The sequence below is a fragment of the Cupriavidus sp. SIMBA_020 genome, from assembly GCF_046535395.1.
In the GTDB taxonomy this organism is placed as follows: domain Bacteria; phylum Pseudomonadota; class Gammaproteobacteria; order Burkholderiales; family Burkholderiaceae; genus Cupriavidus; species Cupriavidus campinensis.
The window spans coordinates 1-269 of the sequence record NZ_JAWRWU010000663.1; the positions used below are offsets into that span (position 1 = coordinate 1).

Annotated in this window: 1 protein-coding gene; it reads left to right on the forward strand. The window is 68.0% G+C overall.

The window, feature by feature from the left end; genetic code table 11:
- The coding region (locus SB751_RS30970) for a helix-turn-helix domain-containing protein (RefSeq protein WP_410749144.1) at positions 1 to 240 on the forward strand (240 nt) is incomplete at its 5' end.
- Positions 241 to 269: the final 29 nt, after the last annotated feature.

The window sequence follows — 269 nt, forward strand, 5'->3', positions numbered from 1 at the left end:
GACGCCGACGGCGCCATCACGCGGCGCCGCTTCGTAGACGTCATGATCAGCCGGCTGCGGCGCAAGGCGACAGCCAATCACATGACCTTGCCGATCCGCGCGGTGCATGGCTGGGGCTATATGTTCGCGGCGGATATCGCGCTGGAACTGGATCCGCGGGAAGGAGGAGAGGAGAGTCGTCCGGACGGACAGGAGGCCTGGCGCCGCGACACCGCGGATGCGGGCGCGCCATCTTACTGATACGCTGGCGCCAGGAGCCTGGCGATGGG